This window comes from Paraburkholderia jirisanensis (assembly GCF_054782355.1).
On sequence record NZ_BAAGSQ010000030.1, the window covers coordinates 63,309 to 88,238 of the forward strand.

The 24,930-nt window shown below is 61.8% G+C and carries 22 protein-coding genes and 2 riboswitches; of the genes, 14 read left to right on the forward strand and 8 right to left on the reverse strand.

Translation table 11 applies throughout. The annotated features are described in order from the left end of the window. Window positions 1-9 precede the first annotated feature (9 nt). Window positions 10-207: riboswitch (yybP-ykoY riboswitch) on the forward strand. A 71-nt stretch (window positions 208-278) separates the two neighbouring features. Continuing rightward, complete coding sequence (locus ACYVNQ_RS30170) at window positions 279-1,277, forward strand: sodium:calcium antiporter (protein WP_460907882.1); 999 nt, start codon at window positions 279-281, stop codon at window positions 1,275-1,277. A 73-nt stretch (window positions 1,278-1,350) separates the two neighbouring features. Here the strand turns inward: ACYVNQ_RS30170 and ACYVNQ_RS30175 are convergent, their stop codons facing one another. Further along, window positions 1,351-2,307, reverse strand: coding sequence for an alpha/beta fold hydrolase (locus ACYVNQ_RS30175; RefSeq protein ID WP_460907884.1), 957 nt, complete (start codon window positions 2,305-2,307; stop codon window positions 1,351-1,353). A 373-nt stretch (window positions 2,308-2,680) separates the two neighbouring features. Here ACYVNQ_RS30175 and ACYVNQ_RS30180 point away from each other — a divergent pair, with 373 nt between their 5' ends. Continuing rightward, the gene (locus ACYVNQ_RS30180) at window positions 2,681-3,817 is read left to right on the forward strand and encodes a branched-chain amino acid ABC transporter substrate-binding protein (protein WP_460907886.1); all 1,137 of its coding nucleotides are present in this window, start codon (window positions 2,681-2,683) and stop codon (window positions 3,815-3,817) included. A 21-nt stretch (window positions 3,818-3,838) separates the two neighbouring features. Here the strand turns inward: ACYVNQ_RS30180 and ACYVNQ_RS30185 are convergent, their stop codons facing one another. Continuing rightward, complete coding sequence (locus ACYVNQ_RS30185; RefSeq protein WP_460907888.1) at window positions 3,839-4,315, reverse strand: Lrp/AsnC family transcriptional regulator; 477 nt, start codon at window positions 4,313-4,315, stop codon at window positions 3,839-3,841. Window positions 4,316-4,482: 167 nt separating this feature from the next. Between ACYVNQ_RS30185 and ACYVNQ_RS30190 the strand changes: the two genes are divergently transcribed. The 4 genes from ACYVNQ_RS30190 to ACYVNQ_RS30205 all read left to right on the forward strand — a co-directional run bounded on the left by ACYVNQ_RS30190 (window position 4,483) and on the right by ACYVNQ_RS30205 (window position 9,028). Then, on the forward strand, window positions 4,483-5,712 hold the full coding sequence (locus ACYVNQ_RS30190) for a diaminopropionate ammonia-lyase (protein ID WP_460907890.1): 1,230 nt from the start codon (window positions 4,483-4,485) through the stop codon (window positions 5,710-5,712). A 46-nt stretch (window positions 5,713-5,758) separates the two neighbouring features. Next, entirely contained in the window at window positions 5,759-6,922 is a 1,164-nt protein-coding gene (locus tag ACYVNQ_RS30195; RefSeq protein ID WP_460907892.1) for a M20 aminoacylase family protein, read from the forward strand. Window positions 6,923-7,001: 79 nt separating this feature from the next. Further along, entirely contained in the window at window positions 7,002-7,364 is a 363-nt protein-coding gene (locus ACYVNQ_RS30200; RefSeq protein WP_460907894.1) for a DUF2946 domain-containing protein, read from the forward strand. Between the two features lie 188 nt (window positions 7,365-7,552). Continuing rightward, window positions 7,553-9,028, forward strand: a complete 1,476-nt coding sequence (locus ACYVNQ_RS30205; RefSeq protein ID WP_460907896.1) for a PepSY-associated TM helix domain-containing protein — start codon at window positions 7,553-7,555, stop codon at window positions 9,026-9,028. Between the two features lie 128 nt (window positions 9,029-9,156). On the opposite strand, the gene cynS is transcribed toward ACYVNQ_RS30205, so the two are convergent. Together cynS and ACYVNQ_RS30215 are read right to left on the reverse strand one after the other, a co-directional pair. Continuing rightward, window positions 9,157-9,627 (reverse strand): cyanase, encoded by a 471-nt coding sequence (gene cynS, locus ACYVNQ_RS30210; protein WP_460907898.1) that lies wholly within the window; start codon window positions 9,625-9,627, stop codon window positions 9,157-9,159. 32 nt (window positions 9,628-9,659) lie between these two features. Further along, window positions 9,660-10,319, reverse strand: coding sequence for a carbonic anhydrase (locus tag ACYVNQ_RS30215; protein ID WP_460907900.1), 660 nt, complete (start codon window positions 10,317-10,319; stop codon window positions 9,660-9,662). Window positions 10,320-10,605: 286 nt separating this feature from the next. Here ACYVNQ_RS30215 and maiA point away from each other — a divergent pair, with 286 nt between their 5' ends. The 5 genes from maiA (at window position 10,606) to ACYVNQ_RS30240 (ending at window position 16,872) form a co-directional block, all read left to right on the forward strand. Next, window positions 10,606-11,277: a maleylacetoacetate isomerase gene (gene maiA, locus ACYVNQ_RS30220; RefSeq protein ID WP_460907902.1), complete on the forward strand. Its 672-nt coding sequence runs from the start codon at window positions 10,606-10,608 to the stop codon at window positions 11,275-11,277. A gap of 46 nt (window positions 11,278-11,323) precedes the next feature. Then, window positions 11,324-11,475: riboswitch (cobalamin riboswitch) on the forward strand. A 309-nt stretch (window positions 11,476-11,784) separates the two neighbouring features. Further along, the gene (locus tag ACYVNQ_RS30225) at window positions 11,785-14,004 is read left to right on the forward strand and encodes a TonB-dependent receptor (RefSeq protein ID WP_460907904.1); all 2,220 of its coding nucleotides are present in this window, start codon (window positions 11,785-11,787) and stop codon (window positions 14,002-14,004) included. Window positions 14,005-14,027: 23 nt separating this feature from the next. After that, window positions 14,028-14,840 carry an ABC transporter ATP-binding protein gene (locus ACYVNQ_RS30230; RefSeq protein ID WP_460907906.1) on the forward strand — a complete coding sequence of 271 codons (813 nt, stop codon included), beginning with the start codon at window positions 14,028-14,030 and terminating at the stop codon, window positions 14,838-14,840. Beyond that, the gene (locus tag ACYVNQ_RS30235; protein ID WP_460907908.1) at window positions 14,837-15,832 is read left to right on the forward strand and encodes an ABC transporter substrate-binding protein; all 996 of its coding nucleotides are present in this window, start codon (window positions 14,837-14,839) and stop codon (window positions 15,830-15,832) included. The genes ACYVNQ_RS30230 and ACYVNQ_RS30235 overlap by 4 nt, the downstream gene beginning before the upstream one ends. A gap of 5 nt (window positions 15,833-15,837) precedes the next feature. Continuing rightward, window positions 15,838-16,872: a FecCD family ABC transporter permease gene (locus ACYVNQ_RS30240; protein ID WP_460907910.1), complete on the forward strand. Its 1,035-nt coding sequence runs from the start codon at window positions 15,838-15,840 to the stop codon at window positions 16,870-16,872. A 42-nt stretch (window positions 16,873-16,914) separates the two neighbouring features. On the opposite strand, the gene ACYVNQ_RS30245 is transcribed toward ACYVNQ_RS30240, so the two are convergent. Next, a complete protein-coding gene (locus ACYVNQ_RS30245) occupies window positions 16,915-17,787 on the reverse strand; it encodes a LysR family transcriptional regulator (RefSeq protein ID WP_460907912.1) in 873 nt (290 codons plus the stop codon). 101 nt (window positions 17,788-17,888) lie between these two features. On the opposite strand from ACYVNQ_RS30245, the gene ACYVNQ_RS30250 reads away from it, so the two are divergent. Beyond that, window positions 17,889-18,881 (forward strand): HPP family protein, encoded by a 993-nt coding sequence (locus ACYVNQ_RS30250; RefSeq protein WP_460907914.1) that lies wholly within the window; start codon window positions 17,889-17,891, stop codon window positions 18,879-18,881. A gap of 171 nt (window positions 18,882-19,052) precedes the next feature. Here the strand turns inward: ACYVNQ_RS30250 and ACYVNQ_RS30255 are convergent, their stop codons facing one another. Together ACYVNQ_RS30255 and ACYVNQ_RS30260 are read right to left on the reverse strand one after the other, a co-directional pair. Next, window positions 19,053-19,595: a DUF4142 domain-containing protein gene (locus ACYVNQ_RS30255; protein ID WP_460907916.1), complete on the reverse strand. Its 543-nt coding sequence runs from the start codon at window positions 19,593-19,595 to the stop codon at window positions 19,053-19,055. A 240-nt stretch (window positions 19,596-19,835) separates the two neighbouring features. Then, entirely contained in the window at window positions 19,836-21,338 is a 1,503-nt protein-coding gene (locus tag ACYVNQ_RS30260; protein WP_460907918.1) for a xylulokinase, read from the reverse strand. 395 nt (window positions 21,339-21,733) lie between these two features. Here ACYVNQ_RS30260 and ACYVNQ_RS30265 point away from each other — a divergent pair, with 395 nt between their 5' ends. Beyond that, window positions 21,734-22,252, forward strand: a complete 519-nt coding sequence (locus tag ACYVNQ_RS30265; RefSeq protein WP_460907920.1) for a DUF305 domain-containing protein — start codon at window positions 21,734-21,736, stop codon at window positions 22,250-22,252. Beyond that, on the forward strand, window positions 22,249-23,739 hold the full coding sequence (locus tag ACYVNQ_RS30270) for a YncE family protein (RefSeq protein ID WP_460907922.1): 1,491 nt from the start codon (window positions 22,249-22,251) through the stop codon (window positions 23,737-23,739). The genes ACYVNQ_RS30265 and ACYVNQ_RS30270 overlap by 4 nt, the downstream gene beginning before the upstream one ends. A gap of 426 nt (window positions 23,740-24,165) precedes the next feature. On the opposite strand, the gene ACYVNQ_RS30275 is transcribed toward ACYVNQ_RS30270, so the two are convergent. Then, window positions 24,166-24,810, reverse strand: a complete 645-nt coding sequence (locus tag ACYVNQ_RS30275; protein WP_460908492.1) for a sensor histidine kinase — start codon at window positions 24,808-24,810, stop codon at window positions 24,166-24,168. Window positions 24,811-24,930 lie beyond the last annotated feature (120 nt).

The window sequence follows — 24,930 nt, forward strand, 5'->3', positions numbered from 1 at the left end:
GATATAATCGATTCCGTCTTAGGGGAGTAGTCAGCTTCATCCACTACGGTGAAGCGCCTGTATCAACACGATTGGCATACGCGCAGCATCACATGCCATGGTGCAGGCAGCCCTTCCACGGCCTGACGAGACCTATGACGCTTCCCTTTCACCCGAGCCGGGCGAAGGGAGCGTCATTGGTTCGTGTGCCCGGCTCGTGGAGTGATCGAAGTGCTCAATCATCGTGGCTTTCGCGGCGCTCGCGGCTTTCACGCATTCCGTATGGCGGGGCGACCGTCATGCTAGTCACTTTCGCCCTGTTGCTTGCTTCGGCAGGCGTCATCTATCTGTCGTGCGAGACGTTCGTCAATGGCGTCGAACGGCTCGGCCAGAAACTCAAGCTCACTCAAACCGCAACCGGTACAGTACTGGCCGCGTTCGGCACCGCCTTGCCGGAAAGCGTCGTCACGTTTGTCGCGGTAGCGTTAGGCGGCAGTCCGGCGCAGAAAGAGATTGGCGTGGGTGCGGCGATCGGCGGTCCGCTAACGCTCGCCACCGTGGCCTATGCGGTGGTCGGCGTGGCGCTGCTGCTGGCAGCGCACCGCATCGGTCGTGCGCGCGCCAGAGTGGTCGATGTGGACACGCGGCGGCTCAGGCGCGATCAGCTTTGGTTTCTCGTGATTTTCGCGGCGAAGATTTCGCTCGGGCTGGTCGTATTCAGCTTTAAGCCTTTGCTTGGCGTCGCATTTCTCGTGGCCTATGCGCTTTATTGCTGGAAGGAGCTGACAGCCGAAGGCGACGTCGGCCAGCATGAAGCACTCGAACCGCTGAAGCTGCGGCCGCACGATCCGGATCCTGCGATGGGGTGGATTCTGTTGCAGGTGCTGGGCGCGCTTGCCGTGATCTTTGCCGCTTCGCATCTGTTCGTGCAGCAGATCGAGCTTATCGGTCCATGGCTCGGATTGAGCGCGCAATTGACAGCATTGTTATTCAGCCCGATCGCAACCGAGTTGCCGGAGATCATGAACGCAGTGATCTGGGTCAGGCAGGGTAAAGAGCGGCTCGCTTTGGCCAACATCAGCGGCGCGATGATGATTCAGGCAACCATTCCCACTGCGTTCGGTTTGTTCTTCACGTCGTGGCAGCTTGCGGCGCCGTCGCTGCTGGCGGCCGGGACCACCGTGCTGGCGATCGTGCTGCTGCAGTGGTCGTTTCGTGTACAGCGTGTGCGAAGCAGCCAACTCGTGCGGGTCGGCTGGCTTTATCCGGTGTTTGCAGCGTTGCTGTTTGCGCTTTAGCAAGCAGATTGACCGACGCGCGATCTACGCCGATGCCGGCGATGAAGGCGATGAACGCGCGTCGGTATCGGCTTCAGTAGTGGATCCTGTCGAAGAACTTCAGCATCAGTTGGGCGATTTCGTCGTTCTGCTCGTCGAACGCGAAATGGCCGGCGTCGAGCTGGTGGATCTCCGCATCCGGCACGTCGCGTTTGTAGGCGTCGCCGCCGGGCGCGATGAATGACGGATCGTTGCGCCCCCACACGACAAGTGTCGGCGGCTTATGCTCGCGCAGCCACGCTTGCCATTGCGGATACGAAGAGACGTTGGTCCGATAGTCGTACAGCAGATCGCCTTGAATCTCGCGTTGCCCCGGCTTGGACAGATGCGCGAATTCGTCGGTCCATGTGTCGGGGTTGTAGCGCTCCGGGTGCGACGTACCGGCGGTATGGCGCTGCTCGGTTGCCGCGTACGACATGAACGCATCGACCACTTCCGGGTGCGCCTTCGGATCGGCCCAATACTTCGCGATCGTCGCCCACTTCACGCCGAGCCCTTCTTGATAGGCGTTTGCGTTTTGCACGACGAGCGCCTGCACGCGCTCCGGGTGCGCGCTCATGATGCGAAAGCCGACCGGGCCGCCGTAATCGTGCAGATACAGTGCGTACTTGTCGATGCCGAGCTGCTCGAGCAGACCGTTGGTGGTTTGCGCGAGATGATCGAAGGTGTAGGTGTAAGTGGCAGGCGACGGTGAATCGCTTTGGCCGAAGCCCGGGAAGTCTGGTGCGATCAGGTGATAGCGCGTGGCCAGCAGCGGAATCAGCGGATCGAATTCGCGCGACGAAGACGGATAGCCGTGCAGCAATACGATGGTCGGTGCGTTCTTCGGGCCCGCTTCGCGATAGAAGATACCGACACCGTCGACGGTGACGCGGTGGTAGGTCGTGGTCGCGTTAGTCGATTCCGACTTTGCCGGCGCGGCTGACGCTGCATGTGCCGCATCGACGGAAAACAAGGCGGCCGTTGCCGCACACAGGATTCGCAGTTTCATCGTTCGCTTTGTTGAGAATGGATCGGTCGGAGAAGCCGAAGTCCAGCACTGCAACTACGGCGCCAGCGCGACGGGAATTATGCGGTTTGCTGCGTGACAGCATAACCTGCTGGAATCGAGTTACAGCTCCTCGGAAATTGAACAGATAATTTGCCCGTCGCTGCCGCGGGAACGTGCTTCGCAACGGTGGCCGATAAAAATACGCGCGATCGCGCTGTCGAACGAGCGGATTTTGCGTGCCCAGCCACGCAGCCGATTTTGGCTATCGCACGCGCCCCGTAGCATGATGCTGTCCCAAACGAGATGCACCTGGGACGCTCAATCCCGGCGGCATCGCAAAGGTGTCGCGGCTCAAACCACGCGAGTGCCGATCATGCGAATTCCGTCCCGTACTTTCTTTCTACTGATGCTGGGTGTAGCGGCGCAACCGCTCATCGCTCGTGCAGACATGACCGTTACGATCGGTCAGGTTTCTCCGCTGACGGGCGAGCTCGCCCATATCGGCAAGGACGACGAAAACGGCGTGCGCCTCGCGATCGAGGATCTGAACGCGCAGCACGTGAAGATCGGCGGCCAGACCGTCAAGTTCGTACTGAATTCGCAGGATGATGCGGCCGACCCGAAGACCGCCGTAACGGTCGCGCAAAAGCTGGTCGACGATCGCGTGGCCGGCGTGGTCGGGCATGCGAACTCCGGTACGTCGATTCCCGCGTCGAAGATCTATTCGGACGCGGGCATCCCGATGATCACCGAATCGGCGACCAACCCGAGGCTGACCGCACAAGGCTATCGCACCGTGTTCCGGATGGTAGCCAACGACGTGCGCCAGGGCACGGTGATCGGTACGTACCTCGTCAAGGACCTGAAGTCGACCAGGGTGGCGATCGTCGACGACCGCACCGCGTATGGCCAGGGTCTCGCAGACGAAGTCGAAAAAGCGGTGAAGGCCGCCGGCGGCACGGTGGTGGCGCGCGAATACGGCAGCGACAAGACGACCAACTGGATGGCGGTGCTGACCTCGATCAAGAGCCACGTGCCCAATGGCATCGTGTTCACCGGTGGCGATACGCAGGCCGCGGCGTTTGCGCAGCAGGCACAGCGCCTGGGCATCAAGGCGCGGCTGATCGCCGGCGATGAGGCCTGCACGCCGCAATTCATCCAGCTGGCCGGCGCGGCGATGACGAGCGATACGTATTGCACGCTGGCCGGCGTGCCGCCGGCGCAAATGCCGAAGGGCCCCGAGTTCTTCAGGCGCTATCAGCAACGCTTCGGCGTGCCGGTGCAGTTGTATGCGCCGTACGCCTACGACGCGGTGATGGCGATGTCCGCCGCAATGCAGGCCGCGGGCTCCACCGACCCGAAGGTGTATCTGCCGAAGCTGCAAGGTTTGAAGCTGAACGGTGTGACTGGGCCGATCCAGTTCGACAACGTGGGCGACATCCAGAACGGTGCGATCACCGTGCGTCAGTTCAGCGCAGGGGAGTGGCGCGACAAGAGCGTGGTGCGCTGAGTGCGCGTGGCAGGCGCCGCTTCATTCGTCGGGTTCGAGCGGCACGCCGAGCCCGACCTTGACGCGGCTCATGCTGACCAGCGTCTTGAAACGCCTGACGTTGTTGTTCGCAAAGAACAGCTGGCGCGTGAGTTCGGTGTACTGCTCCATGTTGCGCACGGTGAGGATCAACACGAAGTCCCACTCGCCGGCGACGTAATAGCACTGCTGGATCTGCGGACACTGCGCAAAGGTGCGCTTCATCGCGTCGAGCAGGTCGATCTGCTCGCTCTCCACTTCGACGTGGGTCACGATGGTTAGCGGACAACCGGCCTTTTCGGGCGACACTACCGCCGTGAAACGCTCGATTACACCTTCGTCCGACAGACGCCGCAAGCGCCGGTTGACCGCCGCAGTAGACAGATTGACCCGCAAGCCGAGTTCGTTTTGCGGGGTTTGCGCATCCTGCTGCACTTCGGCGAGCAGCTTGCGATCGAACGCATCGAGGGTGACGGCCATGGTTTCGCCTGGTGTGCAAAACACGAGAAATTTTTGCGAAACGGCCGCAAAGTGCGCGATCGGGTTGCGCTGGTGTCGAAATATTATTTCGCTTATCCCGCAAGCGTCAAGCGCGCCGAGCGCGCGGCGCACATCGGGCGGGCTGACTTTTCCGGAGCATCGATCTCATGCTGTTTGCCAATCCGCTGGCGCGTTTTGCCCGCTACCCCGATGAACTGAAGGCCATCCTCAACGTGGCCGATGCGCAGCGCAGCCGTGTCGCGCTGTCGCAGTGGCCTTATCTTGCCGCGGGTGCCACGCCGCTGCGCGAGTTGCCGGCGGCGGCCGCCCGCTCAGGGATCGCGCAGTTGCACGTGAAGGACGAGTCCGTGCGTTCGCCGCTCGCGAGTTTCAAGGCGCTGGGCGCGCCGAATGCATTGATGCGGCTTATCCAGCGGCTATGGCCGGCTCATGGGCTTGATGCGAGCGCCGTGATCCAGGGCGGCCACCAGACGCTGCTGACCCATCTGACGGTGATCAGCGCCACCGACGGCAATCACGGACGTGCGCTGGCCGCGGCCGCGCAAACGGCGGGATGCCAGTGCGTGATCGTCTTGCATGCGCGGGTCAGCACTGAACGCGAGCACGCGATCGCCGCTTATGGCGCGCAGATCATCCGGATCGCAGGCAACTACGACGAATCGGTGGCGCACGCGGAGCGGCTTGCAAGACAAAACGGCTGGCACGTCGTATCGGATACGTCCTATGAGGGTTACGAGGCCGTGCCGCGCGACGTGATGCAAGGCTACGGGACGATCGCCGCGGAACTGGTCGAACAGAGCCCGCAACGCGAGCGAGAGTGCGCGTTCACGCATGTATTTCTGCAGGGTGGAGTGGGCGGTCTCGCTGCGGGCATCGCGAGCTATCTGTGGGAAACATATGGCGACAGGCGGCCGCGCTTCATCGTGGTCGAGCCCACGCAGGCCGATTGTCTGCTGCGCAGTGCCTGCGAAGGACGGCCCGCGCGCGCCACCGGCTCGGTCGATTCGGTGATGGCCGGGCTCGCATGTGGCGAAGCATCGCCGCTCGCGTGGACCGTGCTCGAGCATTGCATCGATCACTTCATGACGATCGACGATGCGCAGGCCATTGCCGCGATGCGCGAACTCGCCGCCGCAGGCAGTGCGGACGTGCCGATCGTAGCCGGCGAATCGGGCGCGGCGGGATACGCGGGGCTCGCCGTGCTGATGCGCGATCGCGCCGATGCCGCTGCAGTTGCGCTAGACACGGCGTCGCGCGTGCTGGTGATCAATACCGAAGGTGCAACCGCGCCGACGGTCTACGCGCAATGTGTGGGCGAAACCGCGGAATCGGTGCTGGCCCGTCAGCAGCAATGGGGCGCGCGCGTCACCCAGTGACTGGGGCGCGCCGCAAAACAAAGATCTGCAATGGAGCATCGTCACGATGGAAAGCACGCTGCAGCAACAGTTGAAACATTGGCGCCGGCATCTGCATCAGCATCCTGAAACCGGATTCGAAGAGGTCGCGACTTCCGCGTATGTCGCGCATATTCTCGAAGAGCTAGGCTTCGACGTGCATCGAGGCATCGGCGGCACGGGTGTGGTGGCGAATCTGACGGTCGGGGCCGGGCGCCGCTCGATCGGCTTGCGCGCGGACATGGACGCATTGAATATCGCGGAGCAGGCGCCCGGGCGCCTGTACGCGTCGCTCGCAAGCGGCAAGATGCACGCGTGCGGACACGACGGACACATGTCGATGCTGCTGGGCGCGGCGCGTCTGCTTGCGGCCCGGCGCGATTTCGACGGCACGGTGCGCTTGATCTTTCAACCCGCCGAGGAGCACGGCCGCGGCGCGAAGGCGATGATGCACGACGGGCTATTCGAGCGTTTCCCGGTCGATGCGATTTACGGCATGCACAATATGCCGGGCATGGCGGCGGGCAGTTTTGCCACCCGTAGCGGCGGGATCATGGCAAGCGAGGACAACTTCGTGATCCATATCACCGCGCGCGGCACGCATGCGGCGCGGCCGCATATGGGAATCGATCCGATCGTGATCGGCGCACAGATCGTATCGGCATTGCAGACCATTGTGTCGCGCAATCTCGATCCCGCGCTGCAGGCCGTCATATCGTGCACCGAGTTCATCACCGACGGCATTCGCAACGTGATTCCGTCGCACGTGACGATCAAGGGCGATACGCGCAGCTACGCGCGCGACGTGCAAACGCTGCTCGAGACCCGCATGCGCGAGCTCAGCGAAGGGATCTGCCGCAGCCACGGCGCGGCCTGCGAGTTCGAGTACACGCATGAGTTCGTGCCCACGGTGAATGCGGCGCAATGCGTGGGGCTCGCGGTCGAGGCGGCAACGCGGATCGCCGGCACGTCGCAGGTCGACCCGAACGTGCAGCCGATGATGATCTCCGAAGACTTCGGCGCGTTTCTCGAGGTGGTGCCCGGCAACTTCATGTTCATCGGCAATGGCGATGCGCCGGAGCGCGGAGGTATTCCGTTGCACAACGCGAGCTACGATTTCAACGACGAGATTCTCGCCGCTGGTGCGCATTACTTCGCCGAACTCGCGCGGCTGGAGCTGCCGCAGCCGTGACGCGGCAAAACGCTGCGCGATCCGCGCCCGCAGGCAGCAAACGGATGCTAGACTTCTCAGCCTGACTCCGTCCCGGCTTATGAACTTCTACGCCCGTCGCTCCGTGATCGCATGGCTTGGCATTTTTGCCATGTGCCTGATCGTGTTCGCGCCGGCGGTAAGCCAATGGATGGTTTCGGTCCGCGCCGGTGAGCCGGTCGCCGCACTTTGCACCGTTTCGCAGACCGGTGGTGCCGATCATCACACGGTGGGCGATCTGCTTTCGGCGTGCGGTTATTGCGATCTGCTTGCAGCGCATGCGGCGCCGCCGCCTATTCCGCCTTCCATCGCACCGGTTCTGCTACTGCCCATCGTGGCTGCAGTCACCGTGCTGTCCACGCGCTTTACGCCTGTCGGCGCGTTTCCAACCGGCCGCCCCAGAGCCCCTCCAGCCCTTTCCTGACCACCGCCGTACGCCGCCCATCGCGTGCGCCCTTTTGAAGGCGCGCGCCGGCGTTTATCAATGCGCACAGGAATGCGACGTAGCGTCACGGTCGACAACTTCGTCGACGAGCGCTACCTCGTCCTTTACCCGTATGCGGGCGAACCTTCCATTTTGAAGGCCGGCTGCACCTGTAAGGAGGTCACGTCATGTCCACTGTCACCACCCATTCGCACACGACAGCGGCGAATGCCGCGACTGCCGTGCGCGGCTACCGGACGCTCTGGCGCTGGCACTTTTATGCCGGCCTGTTTGTGATGCCGTTTCTCGTCGTGCTGGCAGTGACCGGCACGCTGTACTGCTTTCAGCCGCAGATCGAGCCGCTGCTGTATCCGCATCGGCTGGTTGTAGAACCGCGCAACGTGCCGCGTCTTTCCGAAGATGCGCTGTTGGCGAAAGCACGCGGCGCGCTGCCAGTCGGCGCGATCGCGACGACGGCCCGCATCTCTTCACGATCGGACCGCAGCACCGAATTTATCTTCCGCCTGCCTAATGGTGACAAGCAGAGCATTTACCTGAATCCGTATGACGGCACCGTGCTCGGCACGCTCAGCGTCGAGCAACGCTTGATGCAGGTCGACCGGATGATCCACCGCAAGCTGCTGCTCGGCAAACCGGGCGAACTGCTGATGGAACTGGTCGGGTGCTGGACGCTCGTGATGATCGGCACCGGCATCGCGCTATGGTGGCCGCGAGCCGGCACGAAGCTGCGCGCTGCATTGCTGCCGCGCCTTTCGCTGCGTGGCCGGCCGCTATGGAAAAGCGTGCATGCGGCGCTTGGCATCTGGCTGGCGGTGGGCGCACTGGCGTTCGTCGTGACCGGCCTGCCGTGGACCGGCTCGTGGGGCAAGCAGTTCAAGGCACTTGCCACCAGCGCCGGACTTGGCTCGCCGCCGGGATCGTGGGGCAGCCTTGCGCTGCAATCGCGGATGCCGGGTGAACACGTCAAGCCTGGCACCGCGCAAGCGGCTCACACGTCGCACCCGTCGCATAGCGACGGCATGGACGATATGCCGGGCATGACGATGGACGACATGCCGCTGCCGCAAGTGCCATGGGCCGTCGGCGCTGTGCCGGTGCCGCAGTCGCCGGACGTGGGGACGTCATCATGGTCGCTCGGCCAGGTCGTCGCGCAGATGCGCGCCCTCGGTATCGCCGACGACTACGACATTGCCTTGCCGGCATCAGCTAGCGCTGTCTACGCGGTGTCGTATTTTCCAGCCGATCCGAAACTCGAACGCACGATCTATATCGACCAGTACAGCGGTGCAGTCCTGAAAGACATCCGTTACGGCGATTACGGGGCAGTGGCAAAGGCAGTGTCGTACGGTACGTCGCTGCATATGGGCCGCTACTTCGGGCTCGCGAACCAGATCGTTTGCGCGATCTTGTCCACTGGGCTTGCGACGCTCGCTGCGACGGGCTGTGTGATGTGGTGGAAGCGCCGGCCGGCACGCACGCTTGGCGCCCCGGCACGCGAACTGGCAGTTGTGCCAATGCGCGGCTGGAAGCTCGGGCTCGTGATACTCGGCCTCGTCTTCCCGCTGATGGGCGCAACGATCGTGGCAGTGTGGCTGGCCGACCGTGTGCTGTTCGGGCGTACGTCATCCGCAGTGGCTTCGTGATTGGCCGGTAGCAACGATGCGATCGCATGCAACAGCGCAAACGCGTCGCTAACGAGCGGCAATACCGGGCCTGTCGAGATGGCTAAAGAGGGGAGCTGTTCGCACAGGAACAGGACTCCCCAGTCAGCTCAATACGGCCTGGTCGGCAGGTACTTGCTGTTGAGCGTGATGATCGCGCGCTTGCCGCCCTCGGGATCGTCGACAACGTCGAAGTCCAGCTTGAAGTTGATGGCGCTAAGAATGCCATCGCCGAGTTTCTCGTGAACCAGCGCCTTGAGCGTGGACGCATAGACCTGCACCATTTCGTAGAAGCGGTACATGGTCGGATCGGTCGGCACGCCGCCGGGAATGCTGCCGCGTACCGGAATGGCCTGCAGCAGGCGTAGCGCGTCTTCGCCCAGCTCCAGCCTGTCGACCACCACTTTCGCTGCATCATGCGGCAACGGATGCTGACCGAGCAACGCGGCCGTTACGAAGGCAATGCTCAGGCCGGTGCCTTCGTTGATCTGTTCAAAGCTCAGGTTCTTGCGAAGCTTTGCGTCCATGATCGTGTCGGTCAGCGTTTGGCGGGACAGCGGGCTATGCAGGGATTGCGTCATGATGAAACTCCTTGGCTGGGAAAGGGCTGGTATCAGCTTTCGAGGCTGATCCGGGCGGGTACTGCACAAACATGCGGGTTGTCCGCGAGAGAGACGAAGCGGTTGGTCGTGCCATCGAGTGCGTCGATCGAGCCGCTTTCGATGTCGTAGACCCAGCCGTGCAGCGCGAGATGCCCCTGGGCAAGCGCGAGCCGTACGGAAGGGTGAGTTCTGAGGTTGGCGAGCTGGGCGATCACGTTCTCGTGAACCAGCGAGTCGACGCGTTCGCGATCGTCCTTGTAATGACGGGCTTCGTTGACGACCTTTGCGGAATCCGCGTAACGCAGCCAGTTGCGCACGGCCGGCATGTGGTCCATGCATGCGCAGGTGGCGATGGCGGTCATCGCGCCGCAATTGGAGTGGCCGCAGATCACCACGTCGGTCACGCCCAGCGCCGCGACTGCATATTCGACGGTGGCGCTCACGCCGCCCGGTTCCGGTCCATACGGCGGCACGATGTTGCCCGCGTTGCGAATCACAAACATGTCGCCCGGCTCGCGCTGCGTGACGAGTTCCGGAACCAGCCGGCTATCGGAACACGAGATGAACAACGTGCCTGGGTGCTGGCTGGTGGCGAGCTGCTGGAACAGCTCGCTGTGTTGCGGCAGCACCTCGCGGCGAAACTTGATAAAGCCTTCGATGATGTCTTGCATGACCCGCTCCTTTTGCGTTTCGTTCGGAGAACCGTTGAACGAAGAATGCAACAGCCGAACCATAGCGTCCAAGACCGGTTTGTTATCGTTTTTATAGGCTGCACCAATAGTAAAGCGGCAAACAACGTTGTCCGGTTTTTGCTGAACGGACGCGTGCAGCCTGATATCGGCAAATATGATGGCCGCCTAAAAATTTGCATAGCACTACCTTGCACAGTTCAAACGCATGAAAGCCGGCAATACGCTATTGTCTCGAGCCTCCTGTCTTTAGTAACGAGATGACCTCATGTCGAAAAATACGGATTTCGAACTCTATGCGTTCTGGCGTACCGCATCGACGCATCGCGTGCGCGTCGCACTGAATTTCAAGGGATTGGCCGCGCGGGAGCGCTTCGTCAATCTGGAGAAGGGCGAGCACAGAAGTGCAGCATTCCTCGCGATCAATCCGCTTGGAGCCATTCCGGCGTTAATCGAGGAAGGGCATGCGCCGCTTACGCAATCGCTTGCGATTTTGGAGTTTCTCGAAGAGAAGGTCCCTCAGCCGCCGCTGCTTCCGGCTGATTCTTATGAACGGGCGCGCGTTCGATCGATCGCCGCCGTGTTGGCCACCGATACCAACCCGCTGTTGACGGCTCGCACCAGGCAGTATCTGACGACGTCGGGCGGCTTCGATGAAGCGGCGTGGCGAGCCTGGCAGGTTCACTGGTTGACGTTCAATCTGAAGGGACTCGAGACGCGTCTTGCGACGGAACCCGAAACGGGCAAGTTTTGCCATGGCGATACGCCGACCATCGCGGACATATGCCTTGTCAGCATCTGGACGATTACGCAGGCCTTCGATATCAGGATCGAAGGGATTCCAACCATCGAACGGATCGTGAAAAATTGCGCGGCGCTCGATGAATTTGCGCGTGCGCGGCCGATGCTTCAGGAAGGCGCGCCGGGTCGAGCCGGCTAAGCGCATCAACACGCCTCACCGAGTCATTTCGATGGACTCAGGTGCGTCGCCATAGCCGATTGTTGGCGCGCATGTACAATCGCAGGCACAAAGCCCGGAAGCTGGTGAAAATCCAGCGCGGTCGCGCCACTGTGACCGGTCTCGTCGTTGCGACGTCGATACCGGAAGTCAGACCTGGGCCTTTGTTTCCTGCTGGTTCCCAGCTTGTTTCTTCTGATGCTGCTTTTGGGGCGCGAAACCCCTGGAGATCTCGACATGGCTCGATCCGCCAACCCGTCGCACATGCCTGCGTTGCCTCGCGAGTGTGCGATCCATTCTCCCCGTTACGCCGCATCTCGACCGACTGCCTAGCGCAGAACGTACGGCGTTATCGATGTGACGCCTCTCGAGCGGTAACCGAAAACGTGCATGTTCCTGCCAGTCGAATCGACGCAGGTGGCTTCGCACGTCCGGCGCCGATGACACGCGCTTTCGCGCGAGACACAAGACGACAGGATGTAACGGGGAATGAAAACCTTAACGACGCGTTCACTCGCGAGACGCGCGGCACGACGGAATCATCTATGCGGCAGTGCGTTTGCCTGTGCATGGTTGCTTCACGCTTTACCGGCATTGGCGGACGCACCGTCAGCGCCTGATTCGCAGAGCGGCGGTTCCGCTGCGACGTCGCCCGATGCCACACTGCCTGCCGTGCACATTCAGGCCACCACGCGCAATACGGCGAACGCGCCCGATCTGACTGCACCTGTAAGCACCGGCAGCCGGCTCGGTCTGTCGAGTCTCGATACGCCGGCTAGCGTCGAAACGATCACCAGCGGCCAGATCGAAGAGCGGGGCGACCGCAGCGTGACGCAAGCCGTGACCCGCGCGACGGGCTTTGCTACCGACGCTGCACCGGGCAACGGCGGCACCTCCGTTTCGGTGCGCGGTTTTAGCGGACCTGAATCGGTCACGACCTTGTACGACGGCGTGCGGATGTTTCCGGGCGCGGGCACGGTGACGTTCCCTTTCGACACCTGGTCGGTGGATCGTATCGAAGTGCTGCGCGGCCCGGCTTCGGTGTTGTATGGGGAGGGCGGGATTGGCGGTGTGATCAACGTCGTGCCGAAAGCGCCGCAACGCGACTATGCGACGACCATCCAGCTTGGCGCCGGCTCTTATGGCGAGAAACGCGTGGCGCTCGACACGACGGGCGCGCTGGGGCCGATGCTTTCCTATCGCTTCTACGTGAGCGACGACCGTTCGAACGGCTGGCTGCCGCGCGGCGACACACACACGACGGCGCTTGGCGGTGCGCTGCGCCTCGACGTCAATCCGACGCTGTCGTTCACGCTCGACTATGACTACGGGCGGCAAAAACCCGCGCGCTATTTCGGCGTGCCGGTCGAGGACGGGCAGTTGAACCCCGCGCTTCGCTTCCAGAACTATAACGTCGGCGATTCGGATATCTCGTACTACGACCAGTGGACGCGACTGAACACCACGTGGCGCGCAACGCCCGGCATCACGGTGCGCAACCAGCTTTACTATTTGCTGACCAACCGTCATTGGCACGACAGCGAAAGTTACTCGCTGCTGCCCGACGGCAACGTGCTGCGCAGCGACTACATCGAGATCCTGCATCACGAGAAGCAGATCGGCGATACGCTTGACACGACTGTCGAAGGTAATCTGTGGGGCCACAAAAGCCGCCTCGTAGTGGGCGCGGACTTCAACGAAATCTCGTTCCTCGATACCAGCAATTCACCGTTCGACGGATCGTCGACTGTCCCGGCGTTCAACTTCGATCCGGGCGTGTTCATGAGCCCTGACGCGACGGTACCGGCGTTTCGCACCACCACCCATCAGGCGTCGGTATTCGCCGAAGACCGGCTTGAGCTGACCGGGCGGCTCGCGTGGGTAAGCGGCTTGCGCTACGACCACATCGATTTCCATCGCGATACGTTCGCTACCGCGAACAGCGCGGCATCGTCGTTCGACAAGACCTTCGCGCATACCGGCTGGCGTACTGGCCTTGTGTTTTCGCTTACGCCCGATACGTCCGTCTATGCGCAGTACACGACGGGTACCGACGGCGTCGGTTCGCTGATCACGCTGTCCCAATCGAGCAGCGCATTTACGCTGTCGACCGGCACGCAATGGGAAGCCGGCATCAAACAGCAATTGCTGGGTGGCCGCGCGTCGTGGACGCTCGCGTTCTATCAGATCGTCAAGCGCGACCTGGTCACCACCGACCCGCTGAATCCCGATCTTGGCGAGCAGATCGGCAAACAGTCGTCGCGCGGCGTCGAGTGGTCCGGGGCGCTGCAACTCGGCGGCGGATGGTCGGTCGAAGCGAACGCCGCGCTGCTGCGCGCGCGTTATGACGACTTCAACGAAAGCGACAATGGGCAAAGCGTGTCGCGTGCGGGCAATGTGCCGTTCAACATTCCGGAGCAGACCGCTAATGTATGGCTCGACTGGGCCTTTGCACCCGGCTGGAAAGCAGGCGTCGGTGTGCAATACGTCGGGCGGCGCTTCGGCGACAACGCGAATACGGTACCCATTCCGTCCTATACGCTGGTCGATGCATCCGCGTCGTGGCAAGCGACGCGCCACCTGAATATCGCGCTGTATCTGCGCAACCTGACCAATCGCGTCTATGTGGTCACGACGCAGAACGACGGCGGCGAATGGTTGCTCGGCGCGCCGCGTTCGGGATGGGTGACGGCGACGGTCAATTTCTGAACGCTACGACGCGGGGAGGGCTGATGACATCTTTGCAGATCGAGCGTTTGAGCTGGTCGCCGCCCGATGCGAAGCAGCGTGGCGGCGACCCTGACGAGGGCCTGCTGCGGCGCATCGTGCTGCAGGTACGGCCGGGCGAATTCGTTGGCTTGATCGGCCCGAACGGTAGTGGCAAGACGAGCCTGCTGCGTTGTGCGTTTCGCTACGCCAGGCCGCAACGCGGCACCGTGTCGTTCGATGGTGAAGATGTATGGACGCATTCGGCCCGCTGGGCTGCACGACGGATCGCCGTCTTGCTGCAGGATGCGCCGGAAGATTTCGGCCTGAGCGTCGCGCAGGTCGTGGCGATGGGACGTACGCCGCACAAAGGCCTGCTCGAAGGCGATACAGCCGATGATGCGGCGCACGTCGATCGCGCGCTGCGCGATGTGGAACTGGCCGGCTTGCGGAATAGACCGTTCGCGTCGCTGTCCGGCGGCGAAAGGCAGCGTGTGTTGCTGGCGCGCGCGCTCGCGCAACAGCCGCGCGTGCTGATGCTCGACGAGCCCACCAATCATCTCGATCCGCGTCATCAGATCGAATTGCTCACGCTGGTCAAGCGCCAGCGGATCACGACAATCGCGACCATTCACGATCTGAATCTGGCGGCTGCATTTTGCGACCGGATCTATGTGATTGCGCAGGGCGAGATTGTCGCTTTTGGCACACCCGGTGATGTGCTGACCGAGGACATGCTGAGTACCGTCTATGGCGTCAAGGCGCTGGTCGACGGCCATCCGGTGACGGGGCGTCCCCGCATCACGTTGATTGCCGGGGAAGCACAAGGCTTGAAATGATTGCTCGATTCGCCCGTATCCTGATCGCTGTCGCATTCACGGGGTGCGCCGGTGCGGCTCATGCGGGCCACTATCCCGTGACGGTACGCAGTTGCAATCGCGAAGTGACGTTTTCGCAGGCTCCGTCGCGCGCGGTCAGCAACGACGTGAACCTCACTGAAATGATGCTGCGCCTGGGGCTGCGTTCCCGTATGGCGGGCTATACGGGCATCGATGGCTGGAAAACCGCACAGCCATCGCTGCATAAGGAACTGGCTGGATTGCCGGAACTGGCACTGCGCTATCCGTCGCTGGAAACGCTGGTCGCGTCCGGTACCGATCTGTATGTCGCGGGTTGGAACTACGGCATGCGGGTTGGTGGCCCGATCACGCCGGCAAGCCTCGCGAGCTTCGGCATTGCCGCTTACGAGCTGACCGAGTCGTGCGCGCATGTAATGCCGCGGCCGGCTGCTTCGCTAGACGACGTCTACAACGATTTGCGCAATCTGGGTGCGATCTTCGATGTCGACGCACGCGCGCAAGCCCTGGTCTCGGCAATGCAGACGCGCATCGACACAGTCTCACGCGCGCTCGGGCCGAATGTCGAGCGCACACGCGTGTTCGTCTACGACAGCGGCGAAGACAGACCTTTTACCGCTGGCGCGCTTGCCATGCCCACCGCACTGATTCGCGCGGCGGGCGGCACGAACGTGATGGACGACGTCCAGCAAAGCTGGACGCAAGTCAGCTGGGAAAGCGTCATTGCACGCAATCCGCAAGCGATCGTCATCGTCGATTATGGTGCGGTGACGGCGGAACAGAAAATCCGCTTTCTGCTCGGCAATCCAGCACTGGCCAACGTGGAAGCGGTGCGCTTACGCCGCTTTATCGTGGTGCCCTACGATGCGGCGACGCCCGGTGTGCGCAACGCGGATGCGATCGGGACCATCGCGCGCGGGTTGCATCCGGCCGCATTCGCGCCGAATGAAAATGTACGGGCTCAAGGCCGATGATGAAGATGATGCAATCCACGTCAGTCGCAATCGGGTATCGCAGCTCGTGTGTTCCGATCGTCAGCCTTGGTGTGTTGCTGCTTGCATCGATTGTGATCGCAACCGGGTTGGGGCCTGTCTACATCCGCCCCGCCGTGACTGCGCATACGGTCTTTATGCATCTGTTCGGCAACGCTGCGGCGGTGGCCGACTCACAAGAGAACATCGTGTGGCTGATCCGTCTGCCGCGCGCATTGCTCGGTGCGCTGGTCGGCGCGGCATTGGCGGTGACCGGCACCGTGCTTCAGGCCGCAACCGGCAATCGGCTCGCCGACCCCCATCTGCTTGGTGTCAGTTCAGGCGCAAGTGTTGGCGCGGTTGCCGCGACGCTGTGGATAGGCGCCGCATTAGGGCCTTTTACGTTACCGCTGCTGGCATTTGCCGGTGCGCTTGTCGCGACGTGTCTCGTGATCGCGCTGGGTGCGCGCGGCGGGCGGCTCGATTCGCAACGCCTGTTGCTGTCCGGTATCGCGGTATCGTTCGTGATGATGGCCTGCGCGAATCTGATGCTTTATCTCGGGGATCAACGTGCGGCGGCGTCAGTGCTGTTCTGGATGCTCGGCGGTCTCGGTCTTGCACGCTGGGACGTGCTCGCGGTGCCGGCCGCTTGCGCGGCGGGTGCGCTGCTGTTGCTGACCGGGCGGCGACGTGAACTGAATGCGTTGATGAGCGGCGATATCGCCGCGGCAACGCTTGGCGTCAATGTCGCGCGCACGCGCGTCGAGGTGTTTGCGGTGAGTTCGCTGCTTACCGCCGTGATGGTCGCGGTGAGTGGTGCGATCGGCTTCGTCGGGCTGGTTGCGCCGCATGTGTGCCGGCGTCTGGTCGGCGCGGACCATCGGCGCTTGCTGCCCGCTTCGGCGCTGTTCGGCGCGGTGCTGCTGGTCTGGGCGGACGTCGTCGCGCGCATGCTGGTCGCACCGGATGAATTGCCGGTCGGCGTCGTTACCGCGCTTCTGGGCGGTGCGTTTTTTGTAGTGTTGGTCGCAAGGAGCCGCTAACGCGAGCCGCGGTTCATCGAGGCAGTTGCTATAGCGAGCACCTCAAGCGTGTTTCGCAAACGCAGGATTCTCGCCCACGATCTTCAGCAGAAAATCCATCACGGCCCGTATCGGCGGCGAGCGCCGCAGATCGCGATGCACCGCCATCCAGATGTCTCGTGAAAAAGGTTCGCCGTCATGTACGACGCGCTGCAGTTGCGCATCGGTATCGGCGAGGAAACCCGGTAGGCCCGCTACACCCGCGCCGGCGCGAGCCGCGGCCAGGTGTCCATTGATATCGCTGATTTCGCAGGCGATCGGCCGTTCCCCTGCGACGTCCATCAACCATTGATGCTGCGGTATGCCTGCAACGCCGGCGTTGTAGGCGATGAACTCCCAGGCGGACGGATCGTGCAGATGCGGATAGTCGGTGCTCGCGTACAGGTCGAACGACACGCGCCCCAACTTGCGCGCGACGCTGGTGGGTTCCTCGGGCCGACCCAGCCTGACGACGATATCGGCCTCTCTGCGGCTGAGAGAAACCGGCCGCATATCGCCGGAAACGGACAATTGTACGTTGGGATTCGCACGCCGAAAGTCGGCGAGATGTCTCACCAGAAAACCCGTCACGAGGATAGGCGGTGCACTCAGCGTGACCTTGCCGCTTAGCGGAGAACGGCTTGCGTCGAGGAATCGTTCGATCGCATACGCATCCTCTTCCATTCCCTGTGCGAGGTCGAACACGCGCTGGCCGATCGGCGTGAGCTTGCACGCTTTCGGCCGGCGTTCGACGAGGCGGGTGCCGATGTCGCTTTCCAGTGCGCTCAGGCGCCGGCTGACCGTCGCGTGATCCACCTTGAGACTGCGGGCGGCACCCGACAACGTCCCGACACGAGCGACGGCGAGGAAGTGACGCATGTTTTCCCAATCGAACATCTGTGCATTTTCTCAAGGATGGTCTGCGGATCTGGGGAATGTTCGCACAAGTCCGTCGCCCCTAACATCGGGGCGACTTCAGCCACCAGGGTTTACTACCGATGAACATGTCCCTGCGCCGCGACCCACGCGGCACCTTCGCCAGCGCCTTGATACTCGGTGGATTGCTTTCGATTGTCTTTCTTGTCGCCGTCGCGAAGGTCGCGGTCGTGACGGGTGTGCTCTACGTCTTCTTCCCTGAGCTCGGCGCGTTGAGCTATGACGTGTTCACGCGTCCAGCGGGCGCGTGGGCACGCGCACCCATCATGCTGACCGTCACGCCCGCTGTGACCGCAGCCATGGGCACTGCGCTGACTCAGGTGATGCCGTATGGCCTGTGGTCGGCGGCGCTCACGATTGCCGGTGCAATACTGATTGTCGGTGTAATGCGTTCGCCCATCGTGCCGGCCATTTCCGCGGCGTTTCTGCCCCTTGTGTTCGGTATTGCGAGCTGGTGGTATCCGGTGTCGATCGCTGCGGTGATGGCCGTTCTGGCTGTTGCGTCGATGATCCATGTGCGGGTCGTGGTGTCGGGCGAGGCTCGTCAGGCACCCGCGCCTCGCGCAGCGGCGCAAGCCGATGATGTGGAACGCGATCCCTGGCTCAAGATATGGCCGCTGGTTTTCGTCGGGTTTCTTCTGCTGGTGTACGGATTGGCCGTCGTCACCGGGCTACGGCTGATTCTGTTTCCGCCGCTTGTCGTGATCGCGTTCGAGATGTTTGCTCACGCGAACGTTCGTCCGTGGGCGAAGCGGCCTCTTGTTTTACCGCTTGTTTGCACGATCGCCGCCGGCGCGGGGGTGGCCGCGATTCTGGCGTTTGGCGTGGGTCCACTGTCGGTCGTTGTTTCGCTGCTGGCTGGAATCGTGACGTTGCGCACGCTGCGGCTGCACTTTCCGCCCGCCTTGGCGGTGGGTCTTTTGCCGCAGATCATGCCGAATGCCGACTGGAGTTTCGTACTCGCTGTCGCGGTGGGGATGTCGATGCTTGCGGGGGTATTTCTGCTGGCGCGGCCGGTTTTGCTGAGTCGCAGCGTCGTGCTCGAAGCGGGTTGACTGCGTAGCAGATACGAAGCAAATCTCGCCGGCCGCCCGATAAATTCCAAGCCGGCGAGATGTTTGTCACTGCTGTCACGCATTGTCTGAATTTGCTATCTAGCGCGCTTGCAATCCAGATGCTGAGGTCGGCAGTACAGCCAGGTGCGTCGGCGACCGACGTTCTGCGTTTCAGACGGTTTCGAGCGGCAATGCGTTCAACGAGCCCTGATGTCGCCTGACGATCAGCACCGTTTCAGCCGCAAATGCGCGCAGTGCCGGATGGCTGCCCGATTGCGCCTCTTTCGCGAATGCAGCACCGTCGGCGGCGTGGATGGTGACCATCTCTTCGAGGTAGGCGTTATCGAACGCTTTGCCCGACAGACCGCGCAGCCGGTCCAGACGCTTCGAGAAGTCAGCGTTGAGTGTCGTGTCGACGTGCATGCCGACCGATGCAGCGATCGACAGCAGTTTCGCGCCGACGAGCTGATGATCGTGGACCTCGGTGAAGCCGATGTCGGTGATGTCCTGGCGAGCGGCTTTTTCGGCTGCAACCTTGCTGGCCTCGACTTCGAACATGCCACCTTGCGAGACCATCGCGACGAAAGCGCGGTCGGCGTCCGAGACCGGCATGTCAGTGGCCGCGGCGGCGGACAGTGGGGTGAGTGCTGCGGTGAGAGCCGGCAGTGCGAATGCGGCACAGCCGCCGAGGCAAAGGAGTGAACGGCGATTCATTGAAAGCCCTTGTCAGGTGTTGAATGTCGATTGCGAAATCGTGCCTGGTGCGGATACGTATTCGACAACACGCGATGTTTGGGCTTTATTCCGGGCTTTGTTCTCCTGTGACGCGATCTCTGCCGTCATCTGAAGCGCATACCTGTTATTGCGTTTTGATCGACCGCATTGCGCGCTGCTGCATGCGATCGGGCTTGCATAGCATGTAGGTAGCGTCAGTTGGCTCTCCCAGGAGCGGCGCTATAGCGATGTGATGACTTTTGCGATCTGGCGAAACTGCGCGTGCTGTGACTGCAACGCGAACGACCGCTCAGCGCTGGGCGAAACGACTAGCTTGCCTTCGGGCTTCTCGAGTTGGCGATCGTAGTACGCATCGAATCCGGCACGCCATCCAAGCCGCTCCGCGGCAATCGAAGCCACACCCACCGCGGCAAGCATGTCGGAGTGTGGCCGTAGATGAAGCGTCTTGCCGCATGCATCCGCGATCGTTTGCATCAGTATTTTGCTTCTGGTGCCTCCGCCGATCGCGATCATATCGCCGCCCGGTTCTATGTTGAGTAGACTGCCGCACCATCTTAGCGACTGGGCAACGCCGTCGAATACGGCACGGAGCATCTGCGCCCGGGTTGTTTGCGCTGAGATGCCGATGAATGCGCCATGCGGCGTCAGGGTCTCGACAGGGCATCGCTCGGGCGACACATAAGGAACGAACGTCAACGCGCCCGCGTCGTCGCACTTCGCCGCTTCCGTTTCGAGAACCTCGAAGAAATGCGTTGGGTCGTCATCGGTGACGTGGCCTACCAGTGTGAGCGCCCATGCAAGGACATTTCCGGCATTCAGCACGGGGGCGATGCGGATCATGGCATCCGGTTGCGAGGAACAGAGTGTAAACACCGTGTTAGCAGCGGGACAGCCGAGGTCGCTCGCGCGGATCCGCTGTGCGAGCCAACCTGTTGTGCCCACATACAGATAGGGCTCAGCCATGTCGGCCGGCCCGACGCCCAATGCGGTTGCCGCAGCATCCCCTACGCCGCATATGACGGGGGTTCCAGCAACGAATCCCGTGACGGCGGACGCGGAATCGGACACGCCGCCGACGGTTTCTTCCGGCTCGCAGAGCCTGGGCATAAGGTCTTGAGCAAAGCCATAAGCCTCAAGCAATTCATCAGCCCAGACTCTATCGCGAAGCAATAGCAGGCCGGTGGTCGATGCCGTGGTCGGATCACATACGGATTCGCCGCACAACACGTGTATCAGGTAGTCCTTGGCGCCAAAAAGCACTTTATGTGCTTCCTTGAACAGATCGGGATACCGTAGCCGCAAGAAGATCAGTTTAGGCAGCAAGGAACCCGCTGTAACCGGATTCCCTAACGCCGACAGCAACGCCTCCTTTCCGAAGCGGAGATTGACGCTATCCGCTTGCGCCGAGGCGCGGACATCGGAATAGAGCAGAGCGTGCCCCAGAGGCGTTCCATCGCGGCCTACCGCGATCAGGTTTTGCATCTGCCCAGTCATTGCGATCATCTGGATCGATGCAGGGTCGACGCCACGACGCCACCATTCTCTGGTGATGTCGGCCAGGAGGCTATACCACTGCTCGGGTTGTTGTTCGACGGTTCCGTCGATGTTCGACCATGTCTTGAGCGCTGCCGTCTGAGGGTGGAGCAAGGTGCCGTGACGCGATAGCAATGCTGCCTTTAGCGACGTCGTTCCCACATCGATGCTTGCAACAAACGATTCCATAAGCCGGGTTTTCCTGAAGGTGAGGGCCTTGGGTGCCGGTCAACCCGAATGACCCATGGCACCACGGCTGATGCGGCACCCCGACCCGATTGGCTCCAGCATTCTGCACTGGCCATGACGTATGTGTCATTGAGGGTAGGCGAGAGTTCATTGATCGTCTGCTTGTTGACGGAGCCTCATTAGGCCGCACCATTGATCTCGCAGCGACGGTGTGCGCATCGCGCCCTCATACTTAGTGGTTATTTATATCGCATAAAGTAGCGGCTATATTAATCGTTCGGCATCTTGAAGAATGCGAATGCGTTTTGTAAGTCACGGCTAGTGACGTGCGCATCTCACGACTGCCGTGCCGGCCTTTCAGTGACCCGGCAGAACGTAAACGAGGGAAGTCAAAGATGAGTCGCTTTACCGCTTCCATGCGATTGAATGCAGCGCTTCTTGCGCTAGCGGTCAGCTCAATCGCCGCGCCTGCACGCTTGCTCGCTTCGCCGCCCGCAACGACCAGCGCCAGCAGTGCAACTGAACAACCGTTCCTCGCCGAGAACGATACGGCGATGACAAAAATGATGGACGGCATGGCCATCAAACCATCCGGCGACATCGACCGCGATTTCGTAGGAATGATGGCGCCTCATCACCAGGGCGCAATCGATATGGCACAGGCGGAGTTGCGCTACGGACATAACGAACAACTACGCCGTATCGCTCAGGAAATCATCGTCGAGCAACAGCAGGAGATCCTTGCAATGCGGATCGCCCTCGGCTTGCCGCTGCCTGCGCCGGAGGCGGCACCCGACCAGCAAACGCCGCTTGCTGCGTCGCCCGGATCTTCGGCGCAGTCACACGGAAAGTCCGCTGACGCGATGCCGATGAACATGTCGATGCCAATGAACCATAACAAGGACCCTCAATGAGACACACCAGAATTTTCATCGGCGCGCTGATGTTTGCCGCTATGGCGACCGCGCGCATCGCCTACGCGGGGCAGGCGCCGGCGGCGGCGTCCGCGCCCGATATTCCCGTAAGCCACCACGATCGTGTCTATGCGGCCGAGCAGTTTTCGAATACGGTATCGGTAACCGACCCAGCCGATAACACACTGCTCGGCGTGATCCGCCTGGGCGACCCGACACCCGGCAACTTCAGCCCGCTCTATCGCGGCCAGTTGCTGGTACACGGCATGGGTTTCTCACCTGATCACAAGACGATCGCGGTGGTGTCGATCGGTTCGAACTCGGTTGCTTTTATCGATACCGCAACTAACGCGGTGAAGCACATCACGTATGTCGGACGTGCGCCGCACGAAGCGTTTTTCACACCGAACGGCAAAGAGGTGTGGGTGACCGTGCGTGGCGAAAACTATATCGCGGTGCTCGACGGTAAAACATACGAGGAGAAGTCACGCATCATTGTGCCGGCCGGCCCGGGCATGCAGATTTTCTCGCCGGACGGCAAATACGGCTACATCTGTTCATCGTTCAATCCGGAGACCGATGTCGTGTCGGTTGCCGATCACAAGATTGTCGGCAAGGTCACGCAGGCGAGCCCGTTCTGCCCGAATATCGCGGCGACGCCGGATGGCAAGCAGGTCTGGTTCACGCTAAAGGACACGGGCAAGACCCAGGTGTTCGATGCGCGGCCGCCGTTCAAACTGCTTGCGACGCTCGACACCGGTCCGATCACTAACCACGTGAATATCGTGCACAACACGAACGGCACATTCGCTTATGTGACGGTGGGCGGCCTGAATCTGGTGAAGGTGTTTCGCACCAGCGATTTCTCGCAGGTCGCGACAATTCCGGTGGGCAATTTGCCGCATGGCATCTGGCCGTCGGGCGACGGTACGCGGGTGTATGTGGGCCTCGAGAATGCCGACGCGATGACTGCGATCGATACGCTCACCAACAAGGTCATCGCGACCGTGCCGATCGGGCAGGCACCGCAGGCCGTCACGTATGTGCCGAACGCGGTGCCGCAAGACGCTGGCGGCGACCGTACGCAGAATCTGCAGCAACTGGGCGTCGCCGGGCAGACCGCTCATTTGACGATGATGGCCATCGGGGCGACGTCGGCCGATGCCGCGAATGCGCCCACTAGCGTCGCGCTTTTCGATCAAGGGCTGTTGCAGGTGCTGCAGGCATCGGTGACGGGACTCACGCCGAAATCGCCGTATGTGCTTGGGCTTGCCGATCATGCAGACGGTAGCGGCAATATCGAAGCTTTGACGAACTTCATGACGAATCCGGCCGGCTCGGCAATCGTCAATGCACTCGGTCAAATCAGGCAGGTGATCACGTCCGATGCAGGTACGCCGGATAACCGGCGCCGCTACCTGGTCATTGCACCGCAAGTTTCAGGAAAAGCTGGCGCACCGATACAAGTTCAAGGGCCGGCGTCGTAGATCCCTCGCGTTGACGAACCGGCGTCAGGGGAGCGTACCCTGGTGGTTCACGTCGTGTTCGTCGACCATCCGCGCGCATCGCCGACACGCTCGTCGTGAATCCGGCAGCGCAGACCACTTCTTGATCCTATCGCCGAAAGCCATACGTCGGCTTACGAAATTTTTGCCATCGGGGATGAAACAGCCAGTGAATGGGTTAACCGAATCATAGGCAGCAATGGCGCAGACGCGCGTCGTGAGTGCGGGCTCCCTGGATTGGCACGGCGAACCGGTTGACCCCTTTCATCGGATATGAACAGCTCGTTGGACTATTGCGCCGAAGTTCTCAGGGTGTTGGCTTCGCAAGCAGCGATCTCCGTTGAAAACGCCCAGCTATATGCGGATCTGGTCGAAGAGACCCGGCGGCGCGAACACGCGGTCAATGCGCTACGCGATGCGCAACAGGAACTTGCGCGCGTGAGCCGGCTGACGACGATGGGCGAACTGGTGGCATCGATCGTGCACGAGGTCAGCCAGAGCGGTTCCCGCGCTTCGAGGCAAACAGAAGCGGAATGTCGCACCGCGCTGATCCGCGCGTTGCAGTACGACGAGTTGGCCGCCGTGCGCGGCGACGATCGCACGGCAGATCGACAGGCCCATTCCAAGCCCTTGCTCCTTCGTTGTCACGAAGGGTTCGAAGAGTCGCGAGACGATCGCCGGCGTAAGACCCGGCCCGGTGTCTGCGATCTCGACAAACACTGTGTCGTTCGACACTTCGCCGGACAACACGGTAAGCACCCGGGGCCGCTGGGCGACTTCCGCCATCGCCTCGATCGCATTGACGACGAGATTGAGCACGACCTGCTGTATCTGCACGCGGTCTCCGCGCGCAAGCAGCATCGGCGAGATCACGCGTTCGTCGAATTCGATACCGTGCTCGCGCATTTCGCCACCTGTCAGCGCGACGACCTCTCGAATCGCAGCGTTGATGTCGAAACATGCAAAAGCCGGCGGTGTTTTTTTGACCAGCGCACGCAGCGTACGTACTACTTCGCGAGTTCGCGCACTATCGCTGACGATACTACGCATCATTGCGCACGCTTCGCCGACATCCGGCCGGTCCCGTTCGAGCCAGCGCAGCGCGGCGCCCGCTGATGCGCTGATCGCCGTCAACGGCGACTCTGTTGAGGTTCGCTACATTCGAAGGATCTG